We start from the raw sequence: 25666 nt of genomic DNA, 5'->3' as shown, positions 1-25666 counted from the left end.
CCGCTCCTACAAGGGACCGCGTCAGCCGGACATCGGCAAACAAAAAGCCCCGACTCTCACGAGCCGGGGCTTTTTCATGTCGCTACGGCTGGATCAGCCGTTGAACACGTCATCCACGCTTTTCAGCGGATAGTGCTTCGGATACGGCAGGGTAGCCACGCCGGATTCGATGGCGGCCTTGGCCACGGCATCGGAAACCACGGTGATCAGACGTGCGTCCAGAGGCTTCGGAATGATGTATTCACGGCCGAATTCCAGGGCCTGCACACCGTAGGCCTCGCACACTTCCTGCGGCACCGGCTGCTTGGCCAGGTCCTTCAGGGCGATGGCGGCGGCGATCTTCATTTCTTCGTTGATGCGCTTGGCGCGAACGTCCAGGGCACCACGGAAAATGAACGGGAAGCCCAATACGTTGTTGACCTGGTTCGGGTAGTCGGAACGACCGGTGGCCATGATCACGTCGCTGCGAGTGGCGTGGGCCAGCTCTGGCTTGATTTCCGGATCAGGGTTCGAGCAGGCGAACACGATCGGGTTGGCCGCCATCGATTTCAGGCCTTCGGCGCTCAGCAGGTTCGGGCCGGACAGGCCGACGAACACATCGGCGCCGTCGAGGGCGTCGGCCAGGGTGCGCTTGTCGGTGGCGTGGGCGAACTGGGCCTTGTACTGGTTCAGGTCGTCACGGCCAGCGTGGATCACGCCGCTGCGGTCGATCATGAAGATGTTCTCGACCTTGGCACCCATGCTCACCAGCAGCTTCATGCAGGAGATGGCGGCGGCACCGGCACCCAGGCAGACGATCTTGGCGTCTTCGAGCTTCTTGCCGGCGATTTCCAGGGCGTTGATCATACCGGCCGCAGTGACGATGGCAGTGCCATGCTGGTCATCGTGGAACACCGGGATGTCGCACTGCTCGATCAGGGTGCGCTCGATCTCGAAGCACTCTGGCGCCTTGATGTCCTCGAGGTTGATGCCACCGAAGGTGATGGAGATGCGGCGTACGGTGTCGATGAAAGCCTGCGGGCTCTCGGACTCGACTTCGATGTCGAACACATCGATACCGGCGAAACGCTTGAACAGAACACCCTTGCCTTCCATCACTGGCTTGGAGGCCAGCGGGCCGAGGTCACCCAGACCGAGGATGGCGGTGCCATCGGAAATCACCGCGACCAGGTTGCCCTTGCCGGTGTACTTGTAGGCCAGCTCTGGATCACGACCGATCTCACGCACGGGTTCGGCGACGCCTGGGCTGTAGGCCAGGGCGAGGTCGCGGGCAGTGGCGGTGGGCTTGGAGAGCTCGACGCTCAGTTTCCCCGGACGAGGCTGAGCGTGGTATTCGAGAGCGGCGGTTTTCAGGTCTGACATGATGGGCATTCCGCTGTTTACTGTTCTGACGGACCGCCGAGGATACGCAAAGAGCCGGGGGGCGACAAGACTGCCCGGTCACTCGGTGTCAAGGCCTCTGGCCTACGACTTTACGCTATAACCCACGGGGCTTACCGGGCCCAGTGTGTACAATCTAATAGCAAACTGTCTACAACTATTTGGGCTCCACCATGCTCGGATCGGTCAATGGCAACAGCCAGCGTCGCTGCCCGGGCTTGAGCCCGCCTTTGCGGGAACGATCCAGCACCCAACCGCGCGCCTCGACCTGGCGTCCCTTGAGGTTAGCGAAGAAGCTGGCAGGGAAGCTGCGTTGCAGACGAGCGGGGACCTGCAATACCACGTGCTCGTCGAGCTCCAGCCAGGTACCACCACGATTGCGCTCGATATTTGTGATTTTACCGCTGATGACGGCAAAGCCGGACTGGCGGATGTCCCCGGCGCGCAGCACCGGCGACTGCCGCCATAGCCCGACAGCCGACCTGCGCGCCGTGTGCTCGGCTTGCTGCTGGCAGCCCGACAGGCTGACGTTGGGAGCAATGGCAACCCGATAGCCCAAGCCTTCGCTGAGCAGTTGTGCTTCGAAATTGTCGCCAGTACGGCCATAGATGTGCGCCAGGGTGCGCCCGTACTTGTCCCTGGACTCAGCCCCCGGCACCAGCCCGATCCGTCCGTCGCTAGCCTTGACCAAGGCCTGCAGGCGCCGCTTGGCCGCCTCGGCATAGGGTTCGCTGGTACGCCCCTTGCGGCCGATTTCCGGCGCATTGATACCGATCAGCCGCACACTGCGGCCATCGACCAAGCGCAGGGTGTCGCCATCGACCACTGTGCGCACCTCCACCTGCTGCGCCTGCTTGGGCAACGGGCAGAACGCCTGGGCTGGAAAATGCCAGATCGCGCCCACAAAAAAGGCGCCCACAAGGGGCGCCTTCTTTTGCAACAGCGCGAACCTCGAGAGATTCGCCATGCGCATGATTACTTCTTGGTACCGAACATACCGAAGCGATCGGCGAACTTCTGTACGCGACCACCGGTGTCCAGGACTTTCTGCTTACCGGTGTAGAACGGGTGGCACAGGTTGCAAACGTCGATCGCCAGGGTGCTACCCAGGGTCGAACGGGTTTCGAATTTGTTGCCGCAGCTGCAGGTGACTGCAACCGCTTCGTAGTTCGGATGAATATCTGCTTTCATGGTCACTTCCTCGAGCTGCGTGCCGCCACCCAACACCTATTGTTGAATACCGCACGTAATTAGGCGGCGAATAATACCAGAGCACGGTGCCAGCGCAAGTTGTCGCTTGCACCGGCTGTCGTCTGCTAGGCTCGCCTGATTTGTGAAACGCCCTCCAGAGACCTTCCGCGTGTCCAACGTCATCCTGCGCCTTGCCCTGCCCTCGCCCCTGCGTCGCCTGTTCGACTACCGGGCCACCGCGAGCATGGCGCGCCAGGCGCTGGCCCCCGGCATGCGCATCCGTGTGCCGTTCGGCCGACGCGAGATGATCGGCGTACTGGTGGAGGTCGCCGACAAAAGCGAAGTGCCGGCCGACAAGCTCAAGCCCGCCAGCGCTCTGCTCGACCCAACCTCGCCGCTGCCGCCAGCGTTGTTCAAGCTGTGCCTGTGGACTGCCCAGTATTACCAGCACAGCCTCGGCGATACCCTCAGCTGGGCCCTGCCGACGCTGCTGCGCCAAGGCGAGCCGGCCGAGGCCCGCCAGGAGCGTTTCTGGCACGTTGCCCCCGGCGCGCGCCTGGAGGACCCTCGCATCGCCCGTGCGCCGCGCCAGCGCGATGCGCTCAAGACCCTGTCACAGCACCCCCACGGTGTCGCTCACGCGCTGCTGGGCAAGCTCGGCCTGAACAAGGACAGCCTCGACCTGCTGCTGGCCAAGGAACTGGTGCAGGTCGAAGTACGCCGCCATTTGCCGGCCGCGCGCCACGAACACTGGCTGGCCCAGCCAGAGCTGCCGCTAAACGAAGAACAACGTGCTGCCTTCGAGGCCGTACGCGCGGGCTTCGGCGCCTTCCACGCCTATTTGCTGGCCGGGGTCACCGGCAGCGGCAAGACCGAGGTCTACCTGCAACTGATCCGCGAGACCCTCGAGGCCGGCAAGCAGGCATTGATCCTGATCCCCGAGATCAACCTCGGCCCGCAGACCCTGCAACGCTTCGAACAGCGTTTCAACGCCCGTATCGCCCTGCTGCACTCGGCGGTAAACGACCGCGAGCGCTTGGACGCCTGGCTGGCGGCCCGCGACGGCGAGGCCGATATCATCATCGGCACCCGCTCGGCGCTGTTCACGCCGATGAAGAACCCCGGGCTGATCATCATCGACGAGGAGCACGATGGCTCCTATAAACAGCAGGAAGGCCTGCGCTACCACGCCCGCGACCTGGCGGTGGTGCGCGCGCACCAGGAGAACGTGCCTATCCTGCTGGGCTCGGCCACGCCGTCGCTGGAGAGCCTGCACAACGCCCACAGCGGCCGCTACGGCCTGCTGCGCATGAACCAACGCGCCGGCGACGCCAAGCCACCACGCTTCCTGCGCCTGGATGTGCGCAGCCTGCCGCTGGACAGCGGCATCAGCGGCCCGTTGCAACAGGCCATCCGCCAGACCCTGGAGGCCGGCCAGCAGGTGCTGGTGTTCCTCAACCGCCGCGGTTTCGCCCCGACCCTCCTGTGCCACGACTGCGGCTGGCTGTCGGAATGCCCGCGCTGCGACGCGCGCATGACCGTGCACCAACGCTCGGGCGTGCTGCGCTGCCACCATTGCGGCTATGACGAGCGCCTGCCGCTGCAGTGCCCCCAGTGCGCCCATGTCGACCTACGCCCGGTGGGTGCCGGTACCGAGCGCGCCGAAGAGCGCCTGAAGGTGCTGTTCCCCGAGTATCCGGTCCTGCGCGTGGACCGCGACAGCACCTCGCGCAAGGACGCCATGCACCAGCTGTTCAGCACCATCCAGCGCGGCCAGCCGAGCATCCTGGTCGGCACCCAGATGCTAGCCAAGGGGCACCATTTCCCGCGGGTGACCCTGGTGGCCATCCTCGATGCCGACGGTGGGCTGTTCTCCGGCGACTTCCGTGCCAGCGAGCGCATGGCCCAGCTGATCGTCCAGGTGGCCGGCCGCGCCGGCCGCGCCGAGGAGCCCGGCAAGGTGATAGTGCAGACCCACCTGGCCGACCACCCACTGCTGGTGCAACTCACCGAGCAGGGCTACTTCGCCTTCGCCGAGCAGGCCCTGAGCGAGCGCCGCGCCGCCGGCCTGCCACCGTTCGCCCACCTGGCCCTGCTACGCGCCGATGCGCACAAGCCGGGCCAGGCCGAGGGTTTCCTCGACGAGGCTTGCAGCGCCGCCGAGCGCCTGCTGCGCGAGCAAGGCCTGCACGGCATCGAGCTGCTGGGCCCGGTGCCTGCGCCAATGGAGCGACGGGCGGGCCGGTTCCGCGCGCAACTATTGCTCCAGGCCAATGCCCGGGCGCCCCTGCATCGACTGATCAGCGCCTGGTTGCTAGTGTTGGAGCAGATGCCATCGGGGCGCCAAGTGCGCTGGTCGCTGGATGTCGATCCGGTCGATCTGTACTAAGCGACAAGCTGCAAGCTTCAAGAAAAAGCAGCCCTGCACTGACGCTTGCAGCTTGCGGCTTACAGCTTGAAGCTTGGCGCTATCCGCTCAAAGGTTGGCAACCCGCGCCGGGCAACGGATAATGCCCAGTTTTTCCACCTGCGCATCGAAGCGCTCCACCGCGCTTGCGGTCGAAAAGAGACCCTCATGAAAGACACCATTCGCCAGCTGATCCAGCAAGCCCTCACCCAACTCGTCACCGACGGTGTGCTGCCTGAAGGGCTGACGCCGGCGATCCAGGTGGAAAACGCCCGGGACAAGACCCACGGCGACTTCGCCAGCAACATCGCCATGATGCTGGCCAAGCCGGCCGGCATGAAGCCGCGCGACCTGGCCGAGAAGCTGATCAACGCCCTGCCGAAAAGCCCTGACATCACCAAGGTCGAGATCGCCGGCCCCGGCTTCCTGAACTTCTTCCAGAACACCGCCGCCCTGGCCCAGCGCCTCGACGCCGCCCTGGCCGATGCCCATCTGGGTGCGCGCAAGGCTGGCCCGGCCGAGAAAGTCGTCATCGACATGTCGGCACCGAACCTGGCCAAGGAAATGCACGTCGGCCACCTGCGCTCGACCATCATCGGCGACAGCGTCGCGCGGGTGCTGGAGTTCCTCGGCGACGACGTCATCCGCCAGAACCACGTGGGTGACTGGGGTACCCAGTTCGGCATGCTGATGGCCTACCTCCAGGAAAACCCGATCACCAGTGACGAGCTGTCAGATCTGGAGAACTTCTACCGCGCCGCGAAGAAACGCTTCGACGAGTCCGAAGAGTTCGCCACCCGCGCCCGTGGCCTGGTGGTCAAGCTGCAAGCCGGCGACCCCGAGTGCCTGGCGCTGTGGACGCGCTTCAAGGACATCTCGCTGTCGCACTGCCAAAAAACCTACGAGCTGCTCAACGTCAAGCTGACCATGGCCGACGTGATGGGCGAGAGCGCCTACAATGCCGACCTGGCCAACGTGGTCGCCGACCTCAAGGCCAAGGGCCTGCTGGTCGAGGACCAGGGCGCCCAGTGCGTGTTCCTCGACGAATTCAAGAACGCCGAGGGCGACCCACTGCCGGTGATCGTGCAGAAGGCCGACGGCGGCTACCTGTACGCCACCACCGACCTGGCCGCCGTGCGCTACCGCAGCAACAAGCTGCAGGCTGATCGCGCCCTGTACTTCGTCGACCAGCGCCAGGCCCTGCACTTCAACCAGGTGTTCGAAGTGGCCCGCCGCGCCGGCTTCGTCGGCCACCCGATGAAAATGGAGCACATGGGCTTCGGCACCATGAACGGCGCCGACGGCCGCCCGTTCAAGACCCGCGATGGCGGCACCGTCAAGCTGATCGACCTGCTTACCGAGGCCAAGGACCGTGCCTACGCGCTGGTCAAGGAAAAGAACCCCTCGCTGGCCGAGGACGAACTGCGCCACATCGGCGAGGTGGTCGGCATCGGCGCGGTCAAGTACGCCGACTTGTCCAAGCACCGCACCAGCGACTACAGCTTCAACTTCGAACTGATGCTCAACTTCGAAGGCAACACCGCACCGTACCTGCTGTACGCCTACACCCGGGTGGCCGGCGTGTTCCGCAAGCTGGGCAAAGGCTTTGGCGAGATCGACGGCACCATCGTCCTGCAAGCCGCGCACGAACAGGACCTGGCCGCGCGCCTGGCGCAGTTCGGCGAAATCCTCAACAACGTTGCCGAAAAAGGTACTCCACACGTACTGTGCAGCTACCTGTACGACCTCGCCGGCCTGTTCTCCAGTTTCTATGAGAACTGCCCGATCCTCTCCGCCGATACCGCCGAACAACAGCAGAGCCGCCTGCGCCTGGCCGCCCTGACCGGCCGCACCCTCAAGCAGGGCCTGGAACTGCTCGGCCTGGAAACCCTGGAGCGCATGTAAGTTGGCTGCAAAGAAAAAACCCGCGCCCAAGCGCGGCGCCAGCCGCCACCAGCCACCCGCCAAGCAGCCGATTCCCGGCTGGGTGTGGCTGGCGGTCGGCCTGACCGTGGGCGCCTTTATCGTATTCCTGATGAAGCTCGAACCCGGCGGCGGCGATATCAAGCGCGCCAAGCCCGAGCAGCAGAAACCGGAGCGAGTCGCCGAGGCCAGCAAGACCACCACACCGACACCCCAGCAGCCGGTGAAGCCGAAGTACGACTTCTACACCCTGCTGCCGGAGTCGGAGGTGATCGTGCCGCCCGAGGCCGTGCCGGAGAAAACCCCGCCGGTACCGGCGCAGCCACCGGTGCCGAGCACTCCGGTCACCCCTGCAGAGGCGGCGAAGATCGACACCGCGCGCGCCCAGGCCGCTTTGCTGGGCCAGACACCGCCACCGGCACCACCGGTGATCAAGCCGGCGGCCACCACCCAGTTCTTCCTGCAGGCCGGCTCGTTCCGCAAGCAGGCGGACGCCGACAAGGTCCGTGCACAGATCATCCTGCTCGGCCAGGCGGTGAAGGTTGAGTCGGGGACGGTCAAGGAAGAGACCTGGTACCGCGTGATGGTCGGCCCGTTCAGCAACCGCGAACAGCTGACCGTGGCGCAAAAGCAACTGGCCGGGGCAGGCTTCAGCAACCTGCTGTTGCAACAGCGCCGCCAGTAAGCGCCAGGCCACGAGCCTCAAGCGTCAAGAAAAAGCAGGATCGACCTGTACCTCTTCTTGCAGCTTGTGGCTCGCAGCTTGCCGCTATCAAACCCGGCGCCGCTCGGCGTTGACCTGGGAAATCTGGCTGTTGAGTGTCCAGAAGTCATACAGCACACCGAGCAGGAACAAACCGCCGGTGAACAGGTAGATCAACGCACTGATCCATTTGCCCTGGTACAGCCGGTGCACGCCGAAAATGCCCAGGAAGGTCAACAGGATCCACGCCAGGTTGTAATCCACGCCGCCCGACTCGAAGCGCGTGTCCGCCTCGCGATCCATCGATGGGATCAGGAACAAGTCGATCAACCAGCCGATGCCCAGCAAACCGAGGGTGAAGAACCAGATCGTCCCGGTTATCGGCTTGCCATAGTAGAAACGGTGCGAGCCGGTGAAGCCGAAGATCCACAGCAGGTAGCCGAGGACCTTGCTGTGGGTGTCGTGCGCAGGCACACCCTGTTGATAACCATTCATTCGAAGCCCTCGTGGGTTAGCCGAAAATTTTCTAACGGAAAATGTGACTTTTCCGTGTTGACCCGACATATGGTACGTGGCTGAGCGACCAACGGATCAGAATTTGATCAAAAAGCTGTTATAAAGTTGCGCGCCAACACCTATAAGAGCTTCATCTATGCCACCTTTTTTCAAGACATGGCTGACCCTCTGCCTTTTATTGCCCCTGGCCGCCCACGCCACCAACCGTGAGCAACGACTCCCCAGCGGTTTCACCGGTTACACGGCCAATGCCGATGCCACGGTGAAACGCGCCCCGGTTCAATACCGCAACACCACCCTGCGTGCCCGCCCTGGCAATGCCGCCAAGCAACAGGCCGCGGGCCTGCAGGCCGTGGCAATGTCACCCAAGCAAAGCAGCGAAGTGCTCAGCCGCGCGGTTAACGTACTGGGCACGCCCTATCGCTGGGGCGGCAGTAGCCCGAAGAAGGGCTTCGACTGCAGTGGCCTGGTCAAGTACGCCTTCAACGACGTGGCCGATGTCGACCTGCCCCGCACATCCAACGCCATGGCTCGGGGCCAGGGCGTGAAGGTGGCCAAGGGTGACCTCAAGCCAGGCGACCTGATCTTCTTCAACATCAAGAGCCGCCGGGTCAACCATGTGGCCATCTACCTGGGCAACGACCGCTTCATCCACGCGCCGCGCACCGGCAAGCGGGTGAGTATCGACAGCCTGGACAAGCCCTACTGGCAAAAACACTACGTAGTGGCCAAGCGCGTGCTACCCAAAGACCAACAGGCACTGCGCCTGGCCAAACGCTAAGCCACGGCACCCTGTAGGAGCCAGCCCTGCTGGCCAAGCAGGCGCCGCAGCGCCTGGGTGCTCGCCGGCAAGCCGGCTCCTACAGCACACCCCGCACCTTCAGCACCTGCATCGCCGCGTCCATCGTCCGCATCCCGATCGCCCCGCCAGCCTGCATCAACGAGTAGACCTGCGTCATCCGCCCCTCGCGGATCAGGTTGCGCACCGCAGGCGTCGCCACCAGCACCTCGCGCGCCGCCACCCGCCCGCCATCGCGACGCTGGACCAGCACCTGTGCGACCACCAGGCGCAGCGAGTCGGCAAGCAGCGTGCGCACCAGCGGCTTTTCCTCCGGCGCGAATACCTCCACCAACCGGTCGATGCTGTTCAGCGCCGAGCGCGTATGCACGGTGGCCAATACCAAATGCCCGGTTTCCGCCGCCCGCAGCGCCAGGCGAATGCTCTCGAGGTCGCGCAGCTCACCGATCATGATCACATCCGGATCCTGGCGCAGCGCACTGCGCAGGCCCTGGGCAAAGTCTCGGCTATGACGCCCGACCTCGCGTTGGCTGACCAGGCTGCGCTGACTGCTGTGGATAACTTCGATCGGGTCTTCGAGGGTGACGATGTGCAGCGCATGGTCGCGGTTCAGGCGGTCGACCAGCGCCGCCAATGTACTGGACTTGCCGCTGCCGGTCGGCCCGCCCACCAGCACCAGGCCTTCCCGATATCGAACGACATGCTCAAAGACCTCCGCCAGTTCAAGCGTCTCGATATCCGCCACCTGTGCCGGTATCAAGCGCACGCTGGCACCCAGCCCATTGCGCTGACGAAACAGGTTTAGCCGAAATCGGCCCAGGCCAGGCAGGCTCAACGCCAGGTCCAGTTCATCTGCGCTTCGCCATTGCTGGCACTGGCCATCATTCAGCAATTTGGCCATGCCTTGTTCCAGCCCCTGTGCTGTCAACGGCGCGAGGTCCAACCGCTGCAGCACGCCAGCCAGACGCAGCAATGGCTGTTCGCCCACGGCCAGGTGCAGGTCGCTGGCACCGGCGGCAACGGCCTGGCCCAGCAGCGCGGTCACATCCATGAGACTCCCCAACGGCGATCAAGCAGGTAGAATGCCGCAGACCCCAAAACCGTCGGCGACGAACCATGTCCACCCTAGCAGACAACATTTCCGCCATTGCCCGCCGCATCGACAGCGCGGCCAGGGCCGCCGGGCGCGATCCAGCCAGCGTCCAGCTGCTGGCGGTGAGCAAGACCAAGCCCGCCAGCGCTATCCGCGAGGCCTACACGGCCGGCCTGCGCGATGTGGGTGAGAATTACCTTCAGGAAGCCCTGACCAAACAACAGGCACTTTCCGACCTGCCCTTGATCTGGCACTTCATTGGCCCCATTCAGTCGAACAAGACCAAGGCCATCGCCGAGCACTTCGACTGGGTACATTCCGTGGACCGCCTGAAGATCGCCCAACGCCTCTCCGAGCAGCGCCCTGCCGACTTGGCGCCACTGAACATCTGCCTGCAAGTGAATGTAAGTGGCGAGGACAGCAAGTCCGGTTGCGCGCCCGCCGAACTGCCGGCCCTGGCCCAGGCGGTGAAGGCCCTGCCCGGCCTGTGCCTGCGCGGGCTGATGGCGATTCCAGAGCCAACCGAGGACCGCGCCGAGCAAGAGGCCGCCTTCGCCACGCTGCGCCAGCTTCAGGCGCAACTGGACCTTGGCCTGGACACCCTGTCGATGGGCATGAGCCACGACCTGGAAGCCGCCATCGCCCAGGGTGCGACCTGGGTCCGCATCGGCACCGCCCTGTTCGGTGCCCGCGACTACGGCCAGGCCTGAATCCATGCTTAACTCACTCTTTCCCTCAAGGACCTGACATGAGCAAGACTCGTATTGCCTTTATCGGCGCCGGCAACATGGCCGCCAGCCTGATCGGCGGCCTGCGTGCCCAGGGCCTGGACGCCGCGCAGATTCGTGCCAGCGACCCGGGTGCCGAGACCCGCGCGCGGATCCAGGCCGAACATGGCATCGAAGCCTTCGAAAGCAACGCCCAGGCCATCGATGGCGTGGACGTGATCGTCCTCGCGGTCAAGCCGCAGGTAATGAAGGCGGTCTGCGAAACGCTCAAACCCAACCTGCAACCCGGCCAACTGGTCGTCTCGATCGCCGCCGGCATCACCTGCGCCAGCCTGCAGGCCTGGCTGGGCGCGGTCCCGGTGGTGCGCTGCATGCCCAACACCCCGGCGCTGCTGCGCCAGGGCGTCAGCGGCCTGTATGCAACCGAGCAAGTGTCCGCCGAACAACGTCAGCAAGCCGAGCAATTGTTGTCCGCGGTGGGCACCGCCCTGTGGCTGCAACAGGAACAGCAACTGGACGCCGTCACCGCCGTTTCCGGCAGCGGTCCGGCGTACTTCTTCCTGCTGATCGAAGCCATGACCGCCGCCGGCGAGAAACTCGGCCTGCCGCGCGAAACCGCCTCGCAACTTACCCTGCAAACCGCCCTGGGCGCCGCGCGCATGGCGGTGTCCAGCGACGTCGACGCCGCCGAACTGCGCCGTCGCGTGACCTCGCCGGCCGGCACCACGGAAGCGGCGATCAAGTCGTTCCAGGCCAGCGGTTTCGAGGCGATCGTCGAGCAGGCACTGCAAGCCGCGGCGACCCGCTCCGCCGAACTGGCCGAACAACTGGGCAAATAAGGAGCCTTTGATGAATGCACTGTCCGGCGCCGCGATCTTCGTGGTGCAAACCCTGGTCAGCCTGTACCTGGTGATCGTCCTGCTGCGCTTCGTGCTGCAGCTGGTCAAGGCCGACTTCTACAACCCACTCAGCCAGTTCGCCGTGCGCGCCACCCAGCCGCTGCTCAAGCCGCTGCGCCGGGTGATCCCCAGCATCGCCGGCCTGGACACCTCGTCGCTGCTGCTGTCGATCATCATCCAGGCGCTATTGATGGCCTTCGTGCTGATGGTCACCTACGGCACTTTCGGCGACATCCTGCACCTGCTGATGTGGTCGATCCTGGGCATCACCTCGCTGTTCCTGAAAATATTCTGGGTGGCGATGATCGTCATGGTCATCGTCTCGTGGGTCGCGCCGAACAGCCACAACCCGGCCGCCGAGCTGGCCTACCAGATCAGCGAGCCGGTGCTGGCGCCGTTCCGCCGCCTGGTGCCGAACCTCGGCGGCATGGACATTTCGCCGATCTTCGCCTTCATCGCCATCCAGGTGATCCAGTCGTTCCTCATGCCGCAACTGGCCGCCTACGCCGGCATGCCGCAGGAGCTGTGGCGGATGATCTGATCCGCCCCGCTACATCGACACTTCCAGCGGCAAGCCTTTGCTTGCCGCTGGGGGTAGCGCTCTTTAGACTTACGCCTCCGTCAAGCGTGAGCAGGGTCGATGTCCACTGTCCTTCCCGAAGATTCCGTCGGTCTGGTAACACCGCAAATTGCCCGGTTCGATGAACCGCTGGCCCTGGCTTGTGGCCGCTCCCTGGCCTCGTACGAGCTCATCTACGAAACCTATGGCACCCTCAACGCCGCCGCCAGCAATGCCGTGCTGATCTGCCATGCGTTGTCCGGCCACCACCACGCCGCCGGCTACCATGCCGCCACCGACCGCAAGCCGGGCTGGTGGGACAGCTGCATCGGCCCCGGCAAGCCAATCGATACCAACCGATTCTTCGTGGTCAGCCTGAACAACCTCGGCGGCTGCAACGGCAGCACCGGCCCCAGCAGCCTCAACCCAGTCACTGGCAAGCCCTACGGCGCCGACTTTCCGGTACTGACCGTGGAAGACTGGGTGCACAGCCAGGCACGCCTGGCCGATCGCTTAGGCGTCCAGACCTGGGCGGCCATCGTCGGCGGCAGCCTGGGCGGCATGCAGGCGCTGCAATGGACCATCACCTACCCCGACCGGGTGCGCCACTGCGTGGACATCGCCTCGGCGCCCAAGCTGTCGGCACAGAACATCGCCTTCAACGAAGTGGCGCGCCAGGCGATCCTCACCGACCCTGAATTCCACGGTGGTTCGTTCCAGGACCAGGGTGTGATCCCCAAACGCGGCCTGATGCTGGCACGCATGGTCGGCCATATCACCTACCTGTCGGACGACTCGATGGGCGAGAAATTCGGCCGCGAGCTCAAGAGCGACAAGCTCAACTACGACTTCCACAGCGTCGAATTCCAGGTCGAGAGCTACCTGCGCTACCAAGGCGAGGAGTTCTCCGGGCGCTTCGATGCCAACACCTACCTGCTGATGACCAAGGCACTGGACTACTACGACCCGGCCGCCGCCCACGGCGGCGACCTGGCGGCCACCCTGGCACATGTGACGGCGGACTACTGCATCATGTCGTTCACCACCGACTGGCGCTTCTCGCCGGCCCGTTCGCGGGAGATCGTCGACGCCCTGATGGCCGCGCGCAAGAACGTCTGCTACCTGGACATCGACTCGCCTTACGGCCACGACGCCTTCCTCATCCCGACGCCCCGCTATATGCAGGGTTTCGCCAACTACATGAACCGCATCGCCGTCTGAGGACCCCATGAGAGCCGACCTGGAAATCATCCAAGACTGGATCCCCGCCGGCAGCCGGGTACTCGACCTCGGTTGCGGCAACGGCGAACTGCTGGCCTCGCTGCGCGAGCGCAAGAACGTCACCGGCTATGGCCTGGAGATCGACGCCGACAACATCGCCGCCTGCGTGGCCAAGGGCGTCAACGTGATCGAACAGGACCTCGACAAGGGCCTGGGCAACTTCGCCAGCAACAGCTTCGACGTGGTGGTCATGACCCAGGCCTTGCAGGCCGTGGAATACCCCGACCGGATCCTCGACGAGATGCTGCGGGTGGGCCGCCAGTGCATCATCACCTTCCCCAACTTCGGCCACTGGCGCTGCCGCTGGTACCTGGCGACCAAGGGTCGCATGCCGGTATCGGACTTCATGCCGTATACCTGGTACAACACCCCGAACATCCACTTCTGCACCTTCGAAGACTTCGAGAACCTGTGCCACGAACGCAGTGCCAAGGTGCTCGACCGCCTGGCCGTCGACCGCCTGCACCGTAATGGGTTGGGCGGCCGGCTTTGGCCTAATCTTCTAGGTGAAATCGGTATCTATCGGGTCAGCAGCCCGGGCCTGCAGGAGCACCAGCTCGCGGTCTGACCCTTGCGAACGGAGGAATGCGATCATGCGTCGACTAGCACTGTTTCTGATCAGCCTGTGCCTGGCCTTGCCGGTACTGGCTGCCGATGCCGCCAGGCCCGAGCGCAAGCAGGACTTCGGCGACGTGACGGTGCACTACAGCGCCTTCACCTCGAGCATGCTGCAACCGGAGATCGCCGCAGCCACGGGCCTGACCCGCAGCAAGAACCAGGGCGTGCTCAACATCGCCGTGCTCAAGGCCGGCAAGCCGGCCATGGCGGTGGTCAGCGGCACCGTGAAGGACCTGACCGGGCGCAGCAACCCACTGTCGTTCAAGCAGATCACCGACCAGGGCGCGGTTTACTATATCGCCCAGTTCAAGATCGACCAGGCCGAGACCGTCACCTTCGACCTCAACATCGAATCCGGCGGCGTCAGCCACACACTCAGCTTCAACCAGGAAGTGTTCCCAGGCGAATGATGAATTTCCAGCAACTCGTATTGGCCAGCCACAACGCCGGCAAACTCAAGGAACTGCAAGCCATGCTCGGCGAGTCCGTGCAGCTGCGTTCGATCGGCGAATTCAGCCAGGTAGAGCCGGAGGAGACCGGCCTGTCGTTCGTCGAGAACGCCATACTCAAGGCCCGCAACGCCGCACGCATCTCCGGCCTGCCGGCCCTGGCCGACGACTCGGGCCTGGCGGTGGACTTCCTCGGCGGCGCGCCGGGCATCTACTCGGCGCGCTACGCCGACGGCAAGGGCGACGCGGCGAACAACGCCAAGCTGCTCGATGCGCTCAAGGATGTGCCTGAAGACCAGCGCGGCGCGCAGTTCGTCTGCGTGCTGGCCCTGGTACGGCATGCCGACGACCCGCTGCCGATCCTCTGCGAAGGCCTGTGGCACGGCAGTATCCTGTTCGAGGCCAGCGGCGAACACGGCTTCGGCTACGACCCGCTGTTCTGGGTGCCGGAGCGCAAATGCTCCAGCGCCGACCTGGCCCCTGCCGACAAGAACCAACTCAGCCACCGCGCCCGCGCCATGGCCCTGCTGCGTCAGCGTCTGGGCCTGGCATGAGCGAAAAGCTGTTGGTACAGCCGGCGGGCCTGATCCTTCCCGAACTCCCGCCGCTGTCGCTCTATATCCATATTCCCTGGTGCGTGCGTAAATGCCCGTACTGCGACTTCAACTCGCACCAGGCCGGCCCGGCGCTGCCGGAAGCCGAATACATCGATGCCCTGCTGGCCGACCTCGACCAGGAGCTGCCTGCCGTTCAGGGCCGCCCTATCAGCACGATTTTCTTCGGCGGCGGCACCCCCAGCCTGTTCAGCGCCGATGCATTGGGGCGCCTGCTGCGCGGTGTCGAACAGCGCATCCCGTTCGCCCCGGACATCGAGATCACCCTGGAGGCCAACCCGGGCACCTTCGAGCAGGAGAAGTTCAAGGCCTACCGCCAGACCGGCATCAACCGGCTGTCCATCGGCGTGCAGAGTTTCCAGCCCGCCAAGCTCGAGAGACTCGGGCGCATCCACAATGGCGCCGAAGCGGTGCGCGCAGCCGACATGGCCCGCGCCGCGGGCTTCGACAACTTCAACATGGACCTGATGCACGGCTTGCCAGACCAGTCGCTCGACGACGCCCTGGGCGACCTGCGCCAGGCCATCGAACTGGCGCCAACGCACCTGTCGTGGTACCAGCTGACGGTGGAGCCCAACACCGTGTTCTGGAACCAGCCACCGGAGCTGCCCGAGGACGATATCCTCTGGGACATCCAGGAGGCCGGGCAGGCGTTGATGGCTGCACATGGCTACCAGCAATACGAAGTCTCGGCCTATGCCCAGGCCGGCCGGGCCGCACGGCATAACCTCAACTACTGGCGCTTCGGCGACTTCATCGGTATAGGCGCCGGCGCCCACGGCAAGCTGTCGTTCCCCGACGGGCGTATCCTGCGTACCTGGAAGACCCGCCTGCCCAAGGACTATCTCAACCCGGCCAAGCCGTTCAAAGCCGGTGAAAAGTTGCTCCCGGCCGCTGAGCTGCCCTTCGAGTTCCTGATGAACGCGCTGCGCCTCACCGATGGCGTGCAAGCCGAGCTGTTCAGCCAACGCACTGGCCTGCCACTGACCCAGCTTGCCCAGGCCCGCCGCGATGCCGAACAAAAAGGCCTTTTGCAGGTCGAACCGGATCGGCTGGCGGCCACACCGCGCGGCCAGCTGTTCCTCAACGACCTGCTGCAGTACTTCTTGAACTAAGGATGACCCATGGACCTGGTACTGGACCTGCTCTCGACCGTTTCCCGCTGGAGCCGCAGCAACCTGTCGGAGATCTCGCTGGCCCTGGTGGGCTGCCTGCTGGTGCTGTTCGGCACCGACATCAAGAGCTGGGTGGAAGGCCGCCTGGGCGGCCTGGCGGGCGCCCTGCGCGTGCCGTTCATGGCCCTGCTGGTGATGATCGGCAGTGGCGCGGCGCTGATCTACGCGACGCCTTGGGTGGTGAAAGGGCTGGCCCAGTTCAACAACTATGCCTTGGCGCCGGTGTTGCTGGTGGTGCTAGTGCTGATCGGCGTGGTGGCAGACCGCCGCGGTTGAGCTTGGGCGCAACCTGCGGTCATCGATATTCAAGGTTGCAACCTGGCCTCTACCGCTACCGAACGCTGCCCTGCATGATCAATCCCCACGGCACACAGCCGGCTATCTTGTCGAATGATGATCTTCCCGGTCCCCGTGCCAGGTAAATCGCCGTAGTGAAGGGGGTTCGCACAATCGGTGCGCCGCCAAGGCCCTAGCTTGAACTCCACCCGCTGGAACAAAATGTGCCTTGAGGGAACACTCACTCGATAGGCCCTGCGCCCATAAAAGTCCAGGTAAGGCGCGCTGACCTTCAGTTCCGGTTGCGCCGCAGGCCCGGGCGGGTGCACCAGCACCGGCACGGCCAAGGCATTGCGGTTGGCAGGCTCTGGCCCATCCGTCGCGCGCCCCCATACACACAGCGCCAGTACGGTTGGATTGGCGGGCGCCAGGATAAAACCGGCCACCGACAGGTTCAGCGCCTCCCCCGATGCGCGCACAGGGCCATACCCTTCTGAGCCCTCGCACTGTTCCGGCCATTGCGCAAGCTTGGCCTGGTAAAAGGACGTCGTCGCGTACACGGACGGATCGATGACAATCGGCCTGTGATCGGACTGCTTGTAGATCAAGCGGTTGTCCTCGTCCTTTTCCACTATGGCATTGAAGGTGTTTCCCAAGCCGCAACCTGGGGCTTGGGCATTGAACCGCCCCTGGATCAAGCAAGCCGGGAGAAAACTCAGGTCAGCGGCATGCGCGGCCCCCTCAAGATCGGTGTGCAAGACTGCGACCACGGCATGACTGGCATCCACTACCGGGCTCCCGGAATCGCCATCACGCAGGCTTGCGCCTTCCACTCGCAGCAGGTGTCGGTACAAGACTCCCTCGCCGGTTTGCATGTTGATCCAAGGCAGGTCCTGCACTGGCCAACTGGCGACGCCATTCTGACTGCCGCTCAGGCGCGTCGTCGCGATAACCACCTCGCTATCGAGCGCCTTGCGCCCCGCCAGGGTCATTGGCGTAAGCCCCAAGGCCTTGAGCTCACCCTGAGTCTGGGGCAATTCGAGGATGGCGAAGTCCAGACCCCGGCGGGACAGGTAACGCACGTGCGCGACCTGAAAGTAACGACCTGGAACGCTACCGAAACTAATCTGGCCAACCCCGGCCAACTGCGCGCCGACAAAATCGCCGTCGTCATGCAGCGCATGCCCGCTAGTCACCAACAGAGCCGGTGCGGCGTCGCTGCCACTGTCGAACAGAAATGCCGTGCCCTGGGTAACTTGACGCAGACCGAACGCCCCGTCACTCCCTACCGTGCGTTGATACAGCCCCATAGCAGAGGTATCGATCCCGTGGTCAAGGGGCTCCGACGCGACACTGACACCGGGTGTCATACCCAGCATGGCAGCGGTCAGTAGCGAACGAAGGGGAGAAGAGAAATAACGCGCGACGCACATGGTGAACCTCCTGGCCGAGTCGGGCTTCAATGCCCGGGACCAGAAGGCTCACACAGCCGCTAGACGGCGAAGACATAACATGTGCTATACAGCCGCGACCAGGTGTCGGCAGCCAGTGTAAGAAAGAGGCGCGCGGGAAGCTCAGGCCACCTTCTCGAACTTCAGGTCCCACACCCCATGCCCTAGCCTCTCGCCGCGACGCTCGAACTTGGTGATCGGCCGCTCTTCCGGGCGTGGCACGTAGGTACCATCAGCCGCCTGGTTGCGATAGCCGGGCGCTGCGCTCATCACTTCCAGCATGTACTCGGCATAGGGCTCCCAGTCGGTCGCCATGTGGAACACGCCACTGGGCTTGAGTTTGCGGCGCACCAGCTCGGCGAACTCCAGCTGAACGATCCGGCGCTTGTGGTGACGCGCCTTGTGCCACGGATCGGGGAAGAACAGCATCAGACGGTCAAGGCTGTTGTCCGCCACGCAGCGGTTGAGCACTTCGATGGCATCGCAGTCGTACACCCGCAGGTTCTTCAGCCCCTGTGTCAGCACGCCATTGAGCAGCGCGCCGACACCCGGGCGGTGCACTTCGACACCAATGAAGTCCAGCTCGGGCGAAGCGGCGGCCATTTCCAGCAGCGAGTGGCCCATGCCGAAGCCGATCTCCAGGGTGCGCGGCGCCGAACGGCCGAACACCTGGTCGTAGTCCACCGGGCTGTCGGTCAGCGGCAGGATGAACTGCGGGCCACCCTGGTCCAGGCCACGCTGCTGGCCTTCGGTCATGCGCCCGGCGCGCATCACGAAGCTCTTGATACGGCGGTGCGGGCGGGTTTCGCCGTCTTCGGAGATCGGCGTTTCTTGCGATTCAGTCATCAGGAGCTCTTACTTGATCAGACCATCCAGCGGCGAAGAGGCGCTGGCATAGAGTTTTTTCGGCATGCGACCGGCCAGGTAGGCCATGCGACCGGCAACGATGGCGTGTTTCATGGCTTCGGCCATCAGTACGGGCTGTTGGGCATGGGCGATGGCCGAGTTCATCAGCACCGCTTCGCAACCCATTTCCATGGCGATGGTGGCGTCGGACGCGGTACCCACGCCGGCATCGACTAGCACCGGCACCTTGGATTCCTCCAGGATGATCTGCAGGTTGTACGGGTTGCAGATGCCAAGGCCGGTACCGATCAGGCCGGCCAGCGGCATGACGGCGATGCAGCCGGCTTCGGCCAGCTGACGGGCGATGATCGGGTCATCGCTGGTGTAGACCATCACGTCGAAACCTTCCTTGACCAGCACTTCGGCGGCCTTGAGGGTTTCGATGACGTTGGGGAACAGGGTTTTCTGGTCGGCCAGCACTTCCAGCTTCACCAGCGTCCTAGACTCATGGGACTTGCGGCCATCGAGCAGCTCACGGGCCAGGCGGCAGGTGCGCACCGCTTCCGTCGCATCGAAGCAACCGGCGGTGTTCGGCAGGATGGTGTACTTGTCTGGCGACAGCACGTCGAGCAGGTTCGGCTCGCCCGCGTTCTGGCCCAGGTTGGTACGGCGCACGGCGACGGTGACGATCTCGGCACCCGAGGCCTCGGTGGCCAGGCGGGTTTCTTCCATGTCACGGTACTTGCCGGTGCCTACCAGCAGGCGCGACTGGAAAGTGCGCCCGGCCAGGATGAAGGGCTTGTCGCTGCGAACGTTGCTCATCGTTGTTCCTCAGGAAAGATTGCGGGACTTTGCTGGCGAGGTTTCAGGGGCGGTTAGCCGCCACCGATGGCGTGGACCACCTCGACCTGGTCGCCGTCCTTGAGCTGCGTGCTCTCATGCTGGCTGCGCGGCACGATGTCCAGGTTCAGTTCCACCGCCACCCGGCGGCCGGCCAGCTCCAGCCGGCCCAGCAGCGCCGCGACGCTCTCGCCTGCGGGCAGTTCGTAAGGTTCACCGTTCAATTGAATGCGCATGCGCACGGCCACCATTGTTCTTTGGGGGCCCGCATTCTAGCCCCGATCCGCCCTGCAACCCAAGGGCGACACACGCCATTAGTCGCGATTGTGGACCGACCGGTCAGCCCAGCCGCCAGGCGGCCAGCCCCAGGCAAAGCCAGCCAGCAAGGAAGCACAGGCCACCCAGCGGGGTGATCATGCCGAGCTTGCCCAGGCCGCTGAGCGTGAGGGCGTAGAGGCTACCGGAAAACAGCAGGATACCCACGGCGAACAAGCCACCGGCCCAGCCGACCAGGCGCCCGGGCAAGTGCGCCGACAGCACCGCCACGCCAAGGATCGCCAGGGCATGCACCAGTTGATAGGTGACACCGGTATGAAAGATCGCCAGATAGTCGGCGCTGAGGCGGCTTTTCAAGCCATGAGCGGCGAAAGCGCCGAGGGCGACGCCGGTAAAGCCGAAGAACGCGGCGAGCATCAGGAAGCTGCGAAGCATGGGACGACTCCACGGGAGGGGTCTGTATAATGGCCCGTTCCAACGGTCCGGCCAAGCCATCACCATGCTGTCATCCCTTCTTCGCCGCCTTTCCCGCGCCCTGCTCTGGTTCGCTGCTGGCAGCATCGCCGTGGTCCTGGTGTTGCGCTGGGTGCCGCCGCCCGGCACCGCGCTGATGGTCGAACGCAAGGTGCAGTCATGGGCCAGCGGCGAGCCGATCGACCTGCAACGTGACTGGACGCCGTGGTCGGATATCTCCGACGAGCTCAAGGTGGCGGTCATCGCCGGCGAAGACCAGAAGTTCGCCAGCCACTGGGGCTTCGATATCCCCGCGATCCAGGCGGCGCTGGCCTACAACGAGCGTGGCGGCAAGGTGCGTGGCGCCAGCACCCTGACCCAGCAGGTGGCCAAGAACCTGTTCCTGTGGTCCGGGCGCAGTTGGCTGCGCAAGGGCCTGGAGGCCTGGTTCACCGCGCTGATCGAGCTGTTCTGGTCGAAGGAGCGGATACTCGAGGTGTACCTGAACAGCGCCGAATGGGGCAAAGGCGTGTTCGGCGCCCAGGCTGCGGCGCGCTATCACTTCGGCGTGGATGCCAGCCGCCTGACGCGACAACAGGCCGCGCAGCTGGCCGCGGTGCTGCCAAGCCCGATCAAGTGGAGTGCCAGCCGCCCCAGTGCCTATGTGGCCAGCCGCGCCGGCTGGATCCGCCGGCAAATGAGCCAACTGGGCGGGCCGAGCTACCTGATGCAGCTCGATCCTGCACACCGGCGTTGACCGCGATGGATGGCACCGGCTACACCGGTGTTCGCCGGCAAGCCGGCTCCTAAGGGTTAGGCGATACCTGAAAGACAAATGAAAAGGCCGCTTGCCCAGGAGGCAAGCGGCCTTTTCGACCCAGCCAAGCGCCGATCAGATCGTGATCAATGCCTTGACCTTGTTCATCGCGTTCTTCTCCAGCTGGCGAATACGCTCGGCCGACACGCTGTACTTCTCGGCCAACTCATGCAAGGTGGCCTTCTCCTCGGCCAGCCAACGCTGGTAAAGGATATCGCGGCTGCGATCGTCCAGGCCTTGCAGGGCTTCGTGCAGGTTGCTGGTGGAATTGTCGCTCCAGTCAGCGTCTTCCAGTTGCACGGCCGGGTCGTAGCGGTGGTCTTCCAGGTAATGCGCAGGCGACTGGAAGGCGCTGTCGTCGTCGGCTTCGGCCGCTGGGTCGAAGGCCATGTCATGACCGCTCAGGCGGCTTTCCATCTCGCGTACTTCACGGGGCTCAACGCCAAGGCTTTCGGCCACGCGATGCACTTCGTCGTTGTTCAGCCAGGCCAGGCGCTTCTTCTGGCTGCGCAGATTGAAGAACAGCTTGCGCTGGGCCTTGGTGGTGGCCACCTTGACGATGCGCCAGTTGCGCAGGATGAACTCGTGGATCTCGGCCTTGATCCAGTGCACCGCGAAGGACACCAGACGCACGCCCATTTCCGGGTTGAAGCGCTTTACCGCTTTCATCAGGCCAACGTTGCCTTCCTGGATCAGGTCGGCCTGGGCCAGCCCGTAGCCTGCATAGCTACGGGCGATGTGGACAACGAAACGCAGGTGGGCCATCACCATTTGCCGAGCGGCCTCGAGATCCTGCTCGTAGTAGAGACGCTCGGCCAGTTCACGCTCCTGCTCCGGCGTCAGCAAGGGGATGCTGTTGACCGTGTGCACGTAGGCTTCCAGGTTTGCACCGGGAACCAGGGCATAGGCAGGTTGCAACGAATTGGTCATTCAAGTACCTCCGGCTTACAGACTCATGCCTTTTGGGCACTGCCAGCATAGACAAGGAACCGTTGTACAAGTTCCAGGATGAAAAATTTGTCAATACTGGCCATGAAACATTTATCGCGGTGCAAGCTCGTTCAGGTGACGAGCGACTGCGATCCATGCACCGATATACCCCAACAGTACCGCCCCAATCAAGAGCGAAAGGCCATCCGAGGCCGGCACGCCACCCAGGGCGAAATCACTGCCATACAGGCCGGAAAGCCCGACCACCGCGTCGTTCAGCCAGTTCAGGCCGAACGCCAGGATACCCCAGGCCAGCACGCCCGCACCCAGTCCATACAGGGCGCCCATATACAGGAAAGGCCGACGTACGTAGCTGTCGGTGCCACCGACGAGCTTGATCACTTCGATCTCGACCCGACGGTTTTCGATATGTAGACGAATTGTGTTACCGATTACTAACAGCAACGCGGAAATCAGCATCACCGCCAGGCCGAAGACGAACCGGTCACCCAGCTTGAGAATCGCCGCCAGGCGCTCGACCCACACCAGGTCCAGCTGCGCCACTTCCACGCGAGGTAGCTCGGAGAGGCGCTGACGCAAGGCTTCCAGGGCTGGCTTGTCGACCTCGGTCGGGGTCACCACCACCACGCCGGGCAGTGGGTTGTCCGGCAGTTCGCGCAGCGCCTCGCCCAGGCCTGACTGTTGCTGGAACTCTTCCAGCGCCTGCTCGCGGCTGACGTATTGGGCCTCGGCGACACCGGGCATGCCCTTGATCTCGTCACGCAGGGCCTCACCATCGCGGCTGCTGGCATCGAGCTTGAGGTACAGCGAGATCTGCGCCGCGCGCTGCCAGGAACCGCCGAGTTTCTCGACGTTCTTGAGCAACAACGACAAGCCCATGGGCATGCTCAGCGCCACGGCCATCACCAGGCAGGTGAAGAAACTGCCGATCGGCTGCTTGCCCAGGCGGCGCAAGCTGTCGGCCAAACTGGCACGGTGGCTTTCCAGCCAGGCGTGCAGGAGGCTGCGCAAGTCCGGGCCATCGTCATCGTGATCGCCACGCTTTTGCTTCGACGGCTGCGGATCGGCGGCTTTCGGCGCGACGCGCTCGGAAACCTTTGGTGTACGTGTGGTGCTCATTGCCCGGCCTCCCCATCGCCGATCAAGCGGCCGCGTTGCAGCGTCAGCATGCGGTGGCGCATGCGCGCGATCAGCGCCAGGTCGTGGCTGGCGATCAATACCGTGGTGCCGAGGCGATTGATGTCCTCGAACACGCCCATGATCTCCGCGGCCAGGCGCGGGTCGAGGTTACCGGTGGGTTCGTCGGCCAGCAGCAAGGCCGGCTGGTGGACGATGGCCCGGGCGATGCCGACGCGCTGCTGCTGACCGGTGGACAGGTCGGCCGGGAACAGCTCGCCCTTGTCGCTCAACGACACACGCTCCAGCGCCGAGTCGACGCGCTTGGCGATTTCGGTCTTGGACAGGCCGAGAATCTGCAGCGGCAGGGCGATGTTGTTGAACACGGTGCGGTCGAACAACAACTGGTGGTTCTGGAACACCACGCCAATTTGCCGACGCAGGAACGGGATCTGCGCGTTGCTGATCTGCCCCAAATCCTGCCCCGCCAGCATCAGCTTGCCGCTGGTCGGACGCTCCATGGCCAGCAACAGCCGCAGCAAGGTGCTCTTGCCGGCGCCGGAGTGGCCGGTGACGAACAGGAACTCGCCACGCCGCGCCCGGAAGCTCAGTTCGTGCAGGCCGACATGGCCATTGGGATAGCGCTTGGCTACCTGTTCGAATCGGATCATGAAGGTTCACGCTCGGCGAACAGCGCCTTGACGAAAGGTTCGGCTTCGAAGGTGCGCAGGTCGTCGATACCCTCGCCCACACCGATGAAGCGAATCGGGATGTTGAACTGCTTGGCCAGGGCGAAGATCACGCCGCCCTTGGCGGTGCCATCCAGCTTGGTCAGGGCCAGACCGGTCAGCTCGACGCTCTGGTTGAAGTACTTGGCCTGGCTGATGGCGTTCTGCCCGGTACCGGCGTCGAGCACCAGCAGCACCTCGTGCGGCGCCTCGACATCAAGCTTGCCCATGACCCGACGGACCTTCTTCAGCTCTTCCATCAGGTTGTCCTTGGTGTGCAGACGACCTGCGGTGTCGGCGATCAGCACATCGACGTTGCGGGCCTTGGCGGCCTGCACGGCGTCGAAGATCACCGAGGCAGAGTCGGCGCCGGTGTGCTGGGCGATCACCGGGATCTGGTTGCGCTCGCCCCACACCTGCAACTGCTCCACCGCGGCGGCGCGGAAGGTGTCCCCGGCGGCGAGCATGACCTTCTTGCCTTCGAGCTGCAGCTTTTTAGCCAGCTTGCCGATGGTGGTGGTCTTGCCGGCGCCGTTCACGCCAACCACCAGGATCACGTAGGGCTTGTTCTGCGCCTCGATCTTCAGCGGCTGCTCGACCGGGCGCAGCAACGCGGCCAGCTCTTCCTGCAGCGACTTGTACAGCGCGTCGGCGTCGGCCAACTGCTTGCGGGCAACTTTCTGGGTCAGGTTCTGGACGATGGTCGAGGTGGCCTCGACGCCGACGTCGGCGGTCAGCAGGCGGGTCTCGATCTCGTCGAGCAGGTCGTCGTCGATGACTTTCTTGCCCAGGAACAGGCTGGCCATGCCTTCGCCGATGCTGGCACTGGTCTTCGACAGGCCCTGCTTGAGGCGGGCAAAGAAGCCAGGCTTGGCGGGCTCAGTGACGACAGGGGCAGGCTCTGGCTCCACGGCTGTGACGACAGGTTCAGCCACCACCGGTGCCACCACGGCGGCCACGACCACCTCCGGCTCGGCCGCCGGGCGCTCCGGAATAGCCGGGGGCGCCTTGGGCTCGAGGTCAGGGACCAGCGCCACCGGCTCTTCGGCAACCGGCAGCACCAGGTTGCTCACCGGCGCAGCTGGTTCGGCCAGCGGCGCCGGGGCGGGCTCGACGACCACGGGCTCGACGACCGGAGTCGGCAAGGGCTCGGCGGTCATCGGCTCGACTACAGGCGCCTGCACAGGCACGGACGCGACCGGCTCTGCGGCAGGGGTCGGCAACGGCGTGACAACCACAGGCTCGGGCACAGGCTCGGGCACAGGCGCTGCGGGCACCGGCGCAACAGGTTCAACGGCAGCAGGCGGTTCGACCGCAGGCACCGGTTCGACCGGCGCCGCCGGCTCTACGACCTGCGCTTCAGGGGTTTGCGGCTGTTCGGCGACAGTGGGCTGCGGCTTCTTGCGAAACCAGCTGAACAGGCCTTTCTTCTCGCCAGCCTCGGCCGGCGCTTTTTTGTCGTCGTTGGAACCAAACATGGAAGACGGCTATCTCAGGGTAGCGATGGGCCAGCAGCGGCGCATCGGGAATTCTCGAGTCACGCAGAACAGACTACCGTGGAGCCATCTGGTTCATGC

Annotated in this window: 28 protein-coding genes; 14 read left to right on the top strand and 14 right to left on the bottom strand. The window is 64.3% G+C overall.

Annotated features, from left to right (window positions below; all coding sequences use genetic code 11):
• Positions 1 to 93: 93 nt before the first annotated feature.
• The 3 genes from E3U47_RS10380 to rpmE form a co-directional block, all read right to left on the bottom strand.
• Positions 94 to 1362, bottom strand: a complete 1269-nt coding sequence (locus E3U47_RS10380; RefSeq protein ID WP_134691350.1) for a malic enzyme-like NAD(P)-binding protein — start codon at positions 1360 to 1362, stop codon at positions 94 to 96.
• A 175-nt stretch (positions 1363 to 1537) separates the two neighbouring features.
• The gene (locus E3U47_RS10375; protein WP_134691349.1) at positions 1538 to 2353 is read right to left on the bottom strand and encodes a thermonuclease family protein; all 816 of its coding nucleotides are present in this window, start codon (positions 2351 to 2353) and stop codon (positions 1538 to 1540) included.
• Between the two features lie 2 nt (positions 2354 to 2355).
• Entirely contained in the window at positions 2356 to 2571 is a 216-nt protein-coding gene (rpmE, locus tag E3U47_RS10370) for a 50S ribosomal protein L31 (RefSeq protein WP_134691348.1), read from the bottom strand.
• A gap of 169 nt (positions 2572 to 2740) precedes the next feature.
• On the opposite strand from rpmE, the gene E3U47_RS10365 reads away from it, so the two are divergent.
• The 3 genes from E3U47_RS10365 to E3U47_RS10355 all read left to right on the top strand — a co-directional run bounded on the left by E3U47_RS10365 (position 2741) and on the right by E3U47_RS10355 (position 7586).
• Positions 2741 to 4960 carry a primosomal protein N' gene (locus E3U47_RS10365; RefSeq protein WP_134691347.1) on the top strand — a complete coding sequence of 740 codons (2220 nt, stop codon included), beginning with the start codon at positions 2741 to 2743 and terminating at the stop codon, positions 4958 to 4960.
• 186 nt (positions 4961 to 5146) lie between these two features.
• Positions 5147 to 6883 (top strand): arginine--tRNA ligase, encoded by a 1737-nt coding sequence (gene argS / locus E3U47_RS10360; protein WP_134691346.1) that lies wholly within the window; start codon positions 5147 to 5149, stop codon positions 6881 to 6883.
• A 1-nt stretch (position 6884) separates the two neighbouring features.
• Positions 6885 to 7586, top strand: coding sequence for an SPOR domain-containing protein (locus tag E3U47_RS10355; protein WP_134691345.1), 702 nt, complete (start codon positions 6885 to 6887; stop codon positions 7584 to 7586).
• 87 nt (positions 7587 to 7673) lie between these two features.
• Here the strand turns inward: E3U47_RS10355 and E3U47_RS10350 are convergent, their stop codons facing one another.
• Positions 7674 to 8099: a TM2 domain-containing protein gene (locus E3U47_RS10350; RefSeq protein ID WP_134691344.1), complete on the bottom strand. Its 426-nt coding sequence runs from the start codon at positions 8097 to 8099 to the stop codon at positions 7674 to 7676.
• A gap of 157 nt (positions 8100 to 8256) precedes the next feature.
• Between E3U47_RS10350 and E3U47_RS10345 the strand changes: the two genes are divergently transcribed.
• On the top strand, positions 8257 to 8901 hold the full coding sequence (locus tag E3U47_RS10345) for a C40 family peptidase (protein ID WP_134691343.1): 645 nt from the start codon (positions 8257 to 8259) through the stop codon (positions 8899 to 8901).
• A gap of 79 nt (positions 8902 to 8980) precedes the next feature.
• Here E3U47_RS10345 and E3U47_RS10340 read toward each other — a convergent pair whose 3' ends face one another.
• Entirely contained in the window at positions 8981 to 9970 is a 990-nt protein-coding gene (locus E3U47_RS10340) for a type IV pilus twitching motility protein PilT (protein ID WP_134691342.1), read from the bottom strand.
• Between the two features lie 65 nt (positions 9971 to 10035).
• On the opposite strand from E3U47_RS10340, the gene E3U47_RS10335 reads away from it, so the two are divergent.
• The 9 genes from E3U47_RS10335 to E3U47_RS10295 all read left to right on the top strand — a co-directional run bounded on the left by E3U47_RS10335 (position 10036) and on the right by E3U47_RS10295 (position 16611).
• Positions 10036 to 10722, top strand: coding sequence for a YggS family pyridoxal phosphate-dependent enzyme (locus E3U47_RS10335; protein WP_134691341.1), 687 nt, complete (start codon positions 10036 to 10038; stop codon positions 10720 to 10722).
• 38 nt (positions 10723 to 10760) lie between these two features.
• Positions 10761 to 11579, top strand: a complete 819-nt coding sequence (gene proC / locus E3U47_RS10330; RefSeq protein WP_134691340.1) for a pyrroline-5-carboxylate reductase — start codon at positions 10761 to 10763, stop codon at positions 11577 to 11579.
• 10 nt (positions 11580 to 11589) lie between these two features.
• Complete coding sequence (locus E3U47_RS10325) at positions 11590 to 12180, top strand: YggT family protein (protein ID WP_134691339.1); 591 nt, start codon at positions 11590 to 11592, stop codon at positions 12178 to 12180.
• Between the two features lie 99 nt (positions 12181 to 12279).
• Positions 12280 to 13419: a homoserine O-acetyltransferase gene (locus E3U47_RS10320; RefSeq protein ID WP_134691338.1), complete on the top strand. Its 1140-nt coding sequence runs from the start codon at positions 12280 to 12282 to the stop codon at positions 13417 to 13419.
• Positions 13420 to 13426: 7 nt separating this feature from the next.
• A complete protein-coding gene (metW, locus tag E3U47_RS10315; protein WP_134691337.1) occupies positions 13427 to 14047 on the top strand; it encodes a methionine biosynthesis protein MetW in 621 nt (206 codons plus the stop codon).
• Between the two features lie 25 nt (positions 14048 to 14072).
• Positions 14073 to 14507 carry a DUF4426 domain-containing protein gene (locus tag E3U47_RS10310; RefSeq protein WP_134691336.1) on the top strand — a complete coding sequence of 145 codons (435 nt, stop codon included), beginning with the start codon at positions 14073 to 14075 and terminating at the stop codon, positions 14505 to 14507.
• The gene (gene rdgB, locus E3U47_RS10305) at positions 14504 to 15100 is read left to right on the top strand and encodes an RdgB/HAM1 family non-canonical purine NTP pyrophosphatase (protein ID WP_134691335.1); all 597 of its coding nucleotides are present in this window, start codon (positions 14504 to 14506) and stop codon (positions 15098 to 15100) included. The genes E3U47_RS10310 and rdgB overlap by 4 nt, the downstream gene beginning before the upstream one ends.
• Positions 15097 to 16275, top strand: coding sequence for a radical SAM family heme chaperone HemW (hemW, locus tag E3U47_RS10300; RefSeq protein ID WP_134691334.1), 1179 nt, complete (start codon positions 15097 to 15099; stop codon positions 16273 to 16275). The genes rdgB and hemW overlap by 4 nt, the downstream gene beginning before the upstream one ends.
• A 9-nt stretch (positions 16276 to 16284) precedes the next feature.
• The gene (locus tag E3U47_RS10295; RefSeq protein WP_134691333.1) at positions 16285 to 16611 is read left to right on the top strand and encodes a DUF3392 family protein; all 327 of its coding nucleotides are present in this window, start codon (positions 16285 to 16287) and stop codon (positions 16609 to 16611) included.
• A gap of 29 nt (positions 16612 to 16640) precedes the next feature.
• Here the strand turns inward: E3U47_RS10295 and E3U47_RS10290 are convergent, their stop codons facing one another.
• From E3U47_RS10290 to E3U47_RS10270, 5 genes are all read right to left on the bottom strand, one after another.
• Positions 16641 to 18044 carry a serine protease gene (locus E3U47_RS10290; protein ID WP_134691332.1) on the bottom strand — a complete coding sequence of 468 codons (1404 nt, stop codon included), beginning with the start codon at positions 18042 to 18044 and terminating at the stop codon, positions 16641 to 16643.
• 141 nt (positions 18045 to 18185) lie between these two features.
• Positions 18186 to 18908, bottom strand: a complete 723-nt coding sequence (trmB, locus tag E3U47_RS10285) for a tRNA (guanosine(46)-N7)-methyltransferase TrmB (RefSeq protein WP_134691331.1) — start codon at positions 18906 to 18908, stop codon at positions 18186 to 18188.
• Positions 18909 to 18917: 9 nt separating this feature from the next.
• A complete protein-coding gene (locus E3U47_RS10280; protein WP_046853827.1) occupies positions 18918 to 19730 on the bottom strand; it encodes a thiazole synthase in 813 nt (270 codons plus the stop codon).
• A 53-nt stretch (positions 19731 to 19783) separates the two neighbouring features.
• Positions 19784 to 19984 (bottom strand): sulfur carrier protein ThiS, encoded by a 201-nt coding sequence (gene thiS / locus E3U47_RS10275; RefSeq protein ID WP_038707614.1) that lies wholly within the window; start codon positions 19982 to 19984, stop codon positions 19784 to 19786.
• 103 nt (positions 19985 to 20087) lie between these two features.
• Complete coding sequence (locus tag E3U47_RS10270) at positions 20088 to 20459, bottom strand: DUF423 domain-containing protein (RefSeq protein ID WP_046853826.1); 372 nt, start codon at positions 20457 to 20459, stop codon at positions 20088 to 20090.
• 64 nt (positions 20460 to 20523) lie between these two features.
• On the opposite strand from E3U47_RS10270, the gene mtgA reads away from it, so the two are divergent.
• Positions 20524 to 21234 carry a monofunctional biosynthetic peptidoglycan transglycosylase gene (mtgA, locus tag E3U47_RS10265; RefSeq protein WP_134691330.1) on the top strand — a complete coding sequence of 237 codons (711 nt, stop codon included), beginning with the start codon at positions 20524 to 20526 and terminating at the stop codon, positions 21232 to 21234.
• A gap of 135 nt (positions 21235 to 21369) precedes the next feature.
• Here mtgA and rpoH read toward each other — a convergent pair whose 3' ends face one another.
• The 4 genes from rpoH to ftsY all read right to left on the bottom strand — a co-directional run bounded on the left by rpoH (position 21370) and on the right by ftsY (position 25567).
• Positions 21370 to 22224 carry an RNA polymerase sigma factor RpoH gene (rpoH, locus tag E3U47_RS10260; RefSeq protein WP_134691329.1) on the bottom strand — a complete coding sequence of 285 codons (855 nt, stop codon included), beginning with the start codon at positions 22222 to 22224 and terminating at the stop codon, positions 21370 to 21372.
• 111 nt (positions 22225 to 22335) lie between these two features.
• Entirely contained in the window at positions 22336 to 23364 is a 1029-nt protein-coding gene (gene ftsX / locus E3U47_RS10255; RefSeq protein WP_134691328.1) for a permease-like cell division protein FtsX, read from the bottom strand.
• Complete coding sequence (gene ftsE / locus E3U47_RS10250; RefSeq protein ID WP_134691327.1) at positions 23361 to 24032, bottom strand: cell division ATP-binding protein FtsE; 672 nt, start codon at positions 24030 to 24032, stop codon at positions 23361 to 23363. The genes ftsX and ftsE overlap by 4 nt, the downstream gene beginning before the upstream one ends.
• The gene (gene ftsY, locus E3U47_RS10245) at positions 24029 to 25567 is read right to left on the bottom strand and encodes a signal recognition particle-docking protein FtsY (protein WP_134691325.1); all 1539 of its coding nucleotides are present in this window, start codon (positions 25565 to 25567) and stop codon (positions 24029 to 24031) included. The genes ftsE and ftsY overlap by 4 nt, the downstream gene beginning before the upstream one ends.
• Positions 25568 to 25666: the final 99 nt, after the last annotated feature.

Source organism: Pseudomonas sp. RIT623, from assembly GCF_004519305.1.
Classification (GTDB): Bacteria; Pseudomonadota; Gammaproteobacteria; order Pseudomonadales; family Pseudomonadaceae; genus Aquipseudomonas.
Note: the sequence above shows the minus strand (reverse complement) of the source record. Positions and strands in the feature narration are given on the sequence as shown.

Excerpts from the sequence above, each read along its gene's own strand:
- E3U47_RS10290 (WP_134691332.1), bottom strand. The coding sequence starts at position 18,044 with ATGTGCGTCGCGCGTTATTTCTCTTCTCCCCTTCGTTCGCTACTGACC.
- rdgB (WP_134691335.1), top strand. The coding sequence starts at position 14,504 with ATGATGAATTTCCAGCAACTCGTATTGGCCAGCCACAACGCCGGCAAA.
- trmB (WP_134691331.1), bottom strand. The coding sequence starts at position 18,908 with ATGACTGAATCGCAAGAAACGCCGATCTCCGAAGACGGCGAAACCCGC.
- proC (WP_134691340.1), top strand. The coding sequence starts at position 10,761 with ATGAGCAAGACTCGTATTGCCTTTATCGGCGCCGGCAACATGGCCGCC.
- hemW (WP_134691334.1), top strand. The coding sequence starts at position 15,097 with ATGAGCGAAAAGCTGTTGGTACAGCCGGCGGGCCTGATCCTTCCCGAA.
- E3U47_RS10295 (WP_134691333.1), top strand. The coding sequence starts at position 16,285 with ATGGACCTGGTACTGGACCTGCTCTCGACCGTTTCCCGCTGGAGCCGC.
- E3U47_RS10380 (WP_134691350.1), bottom strand. The coding sequence starts at position 1,362 with ATGTCAGACCTGAAAACCGCCGCTCTCGAATACCACGCTCAGCCTCGT.
- E3U47_RS10350 (WP_134691344.1), bottom strand. The coding sequence starts at position 8,099 with ATGAATGGTTATCAACAGGGTGTGCCTGCGCACGACACCCACAGCAAG.
- E3U47_RS10320 (WP_134691338.1), top strand. The coding sequence starts at position 12,280 with ATGTCCACTGTCCTTCCCGAAGATTCCGTCGGTCTGGTAACACCGCAA.
- ftsX (WP_134691328.1), bottom strand. The coding sequence starts at position 23,364 with ATGAGCACCACACGTACACCAAAGGTTTCCGAGCGCGTCGCGCCGAAA.
- E3U47_RS10375 (WP_134691349.1), bottom strand. The coding sequence starts at position 2,353 with ATGCGCATGGCGAATCTCTCGAGGTTCGCGCTGTTGCAAAAGAAGGCG.
- rpmE (WP_134691348.1), bottom strand. The coding sequence starts at position 2,571 with ATGAAAGCAGATATTCATCCGAACTACGAAGCGGTTGCAGTCACCTGC.
- E3U47_RS10270 (WP_046853826.1), bottom strand. The coding sequence starts at position 20,459 with ATGCTTCGCAGCTTCCTGATGCTCGCCGCGTTCTTCGGCTTTACCGGC.
- E3U47_RS10335 (WP_134691341.1), top strand. The coding sequence starts at position 10,036 with ATGTCCACCCTAGCAGACAACATTTCCGCCATTGCCCGCCGCATCGAC.
- E3U47_RS10340 (WP_134691342.1), bottom strand. The coding sequence starts at position 9,970 with ATGGATGTGACCGCGCTGCTGGGCCAGGCCGTTGCCGCCGGTGCCAGC.
- E3U47_RS10310 (WP_134691336.1), top strand. The coding sequence starts at position 14,073 with ATGCGTCGACTAGCACTGTTTCTGATCAGCCTGTGCCTGGCCTTGCCG.
- E3U47_RS10280 (WP_046853827.1), bottom strand. The coding sequence starts at position 19,730 with ATGAGCAACGTTCGCAGCGACAAGCCCTTCATCCTGGCCGGGCGCACT.
- argS (WP_134691346.1), top strand. The coding sequence starts at position 5,147 with ATGAAAGACACCATTCGCCAGCTGATCCAGCAAGCCCTCACCCAACTC.
- mtgA (WP_134691330.1), top strand. The coding sequence starts at position 20,524 with ATGCTGTCATCCCTTCTTCGCCGCCTTTCCCGCGCCCTGCTCTGGTTC.
- rpoH (WP_134691329.1), bottom strand. The coding sequence starts at position 22,224 with ATGACCAATTCGTTGCAACCTGCCTATGCCCTGGTTCCCGGTGCAAAC.
- metW (WP_134691337.1), top strand. The coding sequence starts at position 13,427 with ATGAGAGCCGACCTGGAAATCATCCAAGACTGGATCCCCGCCGGCAGC.
- ftsY (WP_134691325.1), bottom strand. The coding sequence starts at position 25,567 with ATGTTTGGTTCCAACGACGACAAAAAAGCGCCGGCCGAGGCTGGCGAG.
- E3U47_RS10325 (WP_134691339.1), top strand. The coding sequence starts at position 11,590 with ATGAATGCACTGTCCGGCGCCGCGATCTTCGTGGTGCAAACCCTGGTC.
- thiS (WP_038707614.1), bottom strand. The coding sequence starts at position 19,984 with ATGCGCATTCAATTGAACGGTGAACCTTACGAACTGCCCGCAGGCGAG.
- ftsE (WP_134691327.1), bottom strand. The coding sequence starts at position 24,032 with ATGATCCGATTCGAACAGGTAGCCAAGCGCTATCCCAATGGCCATGTC.
- E3U47_RS10345 (WP_134691343.1), top strand. The coding sequence starts at position 8,257 with ATGCCACCTTTTTTCAAGACATGGCTGACCCTCTGCCTTTTATTGCCC.